The sequence below is a fragment of the Phormidesmis sp. 146-33 genome, assembly GCF_052939515.1.
In genome coordinates this window covers 1-4,035 of record NZ_JBJPHU010000227.1, presented here as the reverse complement: position 1 = coordinate 4,035, position 4,035 = coordinate 1, and the positions used below count along the sequence as shown (strand labels likewise).

The 4,035-nt window shown below is 48.0% G+C and carries 2 protein-coding genes; both read right to left on the bottom strand.

Features of this window, described 5'->3' with window-relative positions:
* Positions 1–251: 251 nt before the first annotated feature.
* Positions 252–1,886: a B12-binding domain-containing radical SAM protein gene (locus ACJ2PR_RS35260; protein ID WP_446880548.1), complete on the bottom strand. Its 1,635-nt coding sequence runs from the start codon at positions 1,884–1,886 to the stop codon at positions 252–254.
* A partial coding sequence (locus tag ACJ2PR_RS35255; RefSeq protein ID WP_446880547.1) for a WD40 domain-containing protein occupies positions 1,887–4,035 on the bottom strand: 2,149 nt, incomplete at its 5' end.

The following is a 4,035-nucleotide window of genomic DNA, read 5'->3' as shown; positions in this document are numbered from 1 at the left end:
TCCGGCTTGACATTCAAGATAATCGCTAAATCCCCCATGCTGGGGGACTTTGAACTCTATCAATTGCTTTGTCTGGAAAGTTGCTTTTCTCAATGCTCAAAGTCCCCCAGCATGGGGGATTTAGGGGGCGAGAGGATGGGTAACTTCTTTAGCAGAAATTTCCTTAGTCGTTAGCATCTTCAAACCTGAATCACCTGCGTTCTGTTTAGTTTATTTTTGATGAATAGAATTTTGTTGATTTATCTGAAATTTTATAGTCTCTCAAATGATTTTAGAGGCGCGATCGTATAGCGTCCTTTTTCATCTCGTTTAACCAGTTGTTGAGTGAGTAGTTCGCGGTCTATAAATAACGTGGTTGCTTTACCGCCAGCGTTGACTTTTGTGTTGATAATTTTCATCGTATCGTGAATTGTTTCGTAGATTCTGACAGCATTCATTGCGGTTGAAGTGGGTTGATGCTGATCGACAGATTCGCACAGGCGGTAAACTCCGTGATTTTTAGAAACCTTGTAGCCAAAGTGGTTTGCGACTCGTGGCAAAAAGTAGCCTGCGGTGATTGGGCTGGCTCCAGACGGACGAACGCAAGCATAAGCGGGATGATTGGCAACATCTGCGGCAACACTTCCGGGCATAAATCGCAGCGTGTTGAAATTGAGAAAATCAGGATCGCACTGGTCTAACCCAAAACGAATTGTTGCCATATCGTCGTCAAAAGTGGTTGGCTCATAGCCGTTGACCCCTTGCGGGTAACTCGAAGAGATCGCCGTCAAATTGTCACTCAGTTTTGCTTTAGGCAGACCCAAAATTACAAAGTAGCTACTGGGCAAATTGGCTCGCTGCATATCTTGGAAAACTTGCTGCACTTTCTTGGGATAATCAACGGCTTGTTTTAGCTGACTTTTGAAAGATCCGTTGAACTTCCCGATCGCCAAAGCCACCTCAATCATCGTATGCTCCACACCAAAAAATAGATAGACGCAGTTGTGTTCTACCAGGTACTGCATCTGGTCATAGTTGATTTGATCAATTCGCGTGTTAGAACCCCACACAAAGCCTTCCTGCTTAAGGATTTCGGCTTCTCGTCTGGAGGCTTTTTCATGCACTGTGAAGGTATCGACATCCAAATAAACAGCTTGATAACCCTTTTGACGTAATTGCTGAAGCTGTCGTCGAAAAGATACTTCACTTAATCGAAAAACATTGCTGATTTCAGTACTTTTATTACAGAAACTACAACGCCAGGGACAACCCTTTTGAGTATAGAGTTGAGCCGTCTTGAGTCGTTGATGATTTCTTTGAAAGATCTCCATATCGTGAACGTCAGGAATATGGACTAACCCAAAGTTTTGATCAATGTGATCGAACTGGCTGACTCGCGTGGCGATCGAGTGGTGCAATCCCCGTTCATCTACAAAAACTAATCCTGAAATTTGGAATTTGTCTTGCTCAAATGTACCTTTGGCAATTGATTCAGCAATCTCTACGATCATGGTTTCACCCTCACCATCACAGTAGGCCGTGATCCAGGGAGTCACCTGGGCAATGTCGGCAATTCCTTTCGTCGCGTACCCTCCAACCAGAATTGGAACCTGGCTACGATCGTTCTCTCGCAAATAATCGAAGATCTGTTTGGTATCGCGATCGATGTCCTGCCATTGAGGAGTCATACAGCCTGCAAAAACAATCAGATCAGCATTCACGGCTTCTTGCAAAACATCTTGAATGGTGAGATCCGATCGCTCCAGATCCAACTGCACCACACGAGTAAATCCAGCTTGATGCAAACTAGAAGCCAACACAGGGAGCGCTTTATTGGCACCGTTAAAACTTCGGTATCTGAGAACTTCACCCACCAGCACAATTTTGGGCACAATTTTAGGCTGCACTTATCGACCTCCTGGGTGAACGCGGTCGATTGCCCCCAGTGCCTTGAGTGAAGCCCGTTGAGCGTCGGTTAGACCCACAATTCCGGTGATTTCCATGCCTTCATAGAGGCGATCGGACTTCAAACTTTCGCGACGAATTCCTTTCTGAACGTCCCATATCTGAATCGTTTCGTCCTCGCTGCCACTGGTGATGGTTTGTCCGTCAGGGCTGAAAGTAACCGATCGAATCGGAGCCGTATGCCCGCGTCGTAGGGTATCTAAACACTCGCCCGTTTCGACACTCCAAAGTTTGATCGTCTCGTCACCACTGCCGCTCACTAACGTTTGACCATCAGGACTAAAACTTACACAATAAACCTGCTGCTGGTGCCCCTTTAGAGTCCGAAGACACTGACCCGTTTTGACATTCCACAGCTTAACGGTGTGATCTTCACTGCCACTGGCTAAAATCGGCTGAACTGGGCTAAAAGCCACCGACCAGACGAGATCCTGATGTTCCTCCAAAACCCGCAGACAGTCGCCCGTTTCCACATCCCACAGCATGACTTTACTATCGGCGCTGCCACTCGCTAAGGTGTCTCCCGTCGGGTTAAACGCCACACTCCAGACCCAGTGCGTATGCCCCTTAAAGACCCGCAGACACTCCCCTGTCATGCGATCCCACAGTCGCAGCGTCCGGTCTTCACTGCTGCTCACCAATCGCTGCCCATCGGGACTAAATTGCACCGTCCAGACCCAGTTGCTATGTCCACTCAACGTTTGCAAACAGGCGCGCTGACGAACATCCCAGAGCTTGATCGTGTAGTCGGCACTGCTGCTGGCCAAAATCGGCTCACAGGGGCTAAAAGACACCGATCGAATCCTGCCTGTGTGTCCTCTCAAATCGTGACAATCGCGAGTCTGCAAATCCCACAGCCGCACGACATGATCATCGTTTCCACTAGCAAGAATGGGACAGTCTGGGTGATCGAGATAAGCGGGCGCAAAAGCAACGGCATAAACGCCACGAGTACTGCCTTTGAGAACGTTGAGCAACTTACCTTTTTTGACTTCCCACAAACAAATGGTCTGATCGTCACTGCTGCTCAAAAGCGTTTGTCCATCGGGACTGAATGCGATCGACCACACCTGACTCATGTGCCCCTTCAGGTTATGCAAACGTTTTCCCGTCTCGACATCCCAAATTTTGACGGTGCGATCTTCTCCGCTACTCGCCAAGATTCGCCCATTGGGACTAAAGCGTACAGAATGAATCTTTTTAGTATGTCCAATCAGTGTCCTGTAGCATTCGCCTGTCTGTACATTCCAGAGTTTAATCGTTTGATCTTCGCTGCTGCTGGCTAGACTATCGCCTTTGGGACTAAACGCCACTGAATACACCTGATCCGTGTGATCTTTGAGCGTTTTTACACAATCGCCTGTGTTGCAATCCCAAAGTTTTACAGTTCCGTCTGCACCACCGCTCGCCAAAAAATGAGGCGCGATCGGGCTAAAATTAACCGCCCAAACCCAGCCGTCATGTCCCTTAAGAGTCCGCAAACAGTCGCCCGTTTCGACATCCCAGAGTTTGATTGTTTGATCTTCGCTGGCACTGGCTACCATGCGTCCGTCTTCGCTAAACGAAACCGAGTAAACCGCATGAGTGTGATCGGTCAGAGAATGCACACACTCGCCCGTATCGACTCGCCAAAGTTTAACCGTATGATCGCCGCCACCACTCGCCAAAAGTTGTCCATCAGGGCTAAAAACGACCGTCCAGACCCAGGCTGTGTGTCCCTTATAAAGGCGAATTTGCTTATTGTCAGACACCTGCCAGAGCCGAATCTCACCATCCCCAACGCCCGTCGCAAAGAGTTTTCCATCGGGACTAAACCGCACAGAAATCAGACTCGCCAGCGTTTCCGAAAAAACAGAATCGGTGAGGTCAGTATTGATAAACTTCGTATTCGTTAGCTTGACATCTTTGAAATACGCCTGCCGAATTGTCAAATCAGAAAAATCACGTCCACTTAAGTCAATCTGCGATCGCTCAATTTGAAGTTGTCGCATTAAGTTAATCAGGTTCCCAGCAGCGTATCCTTTTTTAGGTGGGGAAGCGTCTCGCAGGCGATCAAGGGTTCGTCTCAAATGAGATTCTAGGTCTCGATCG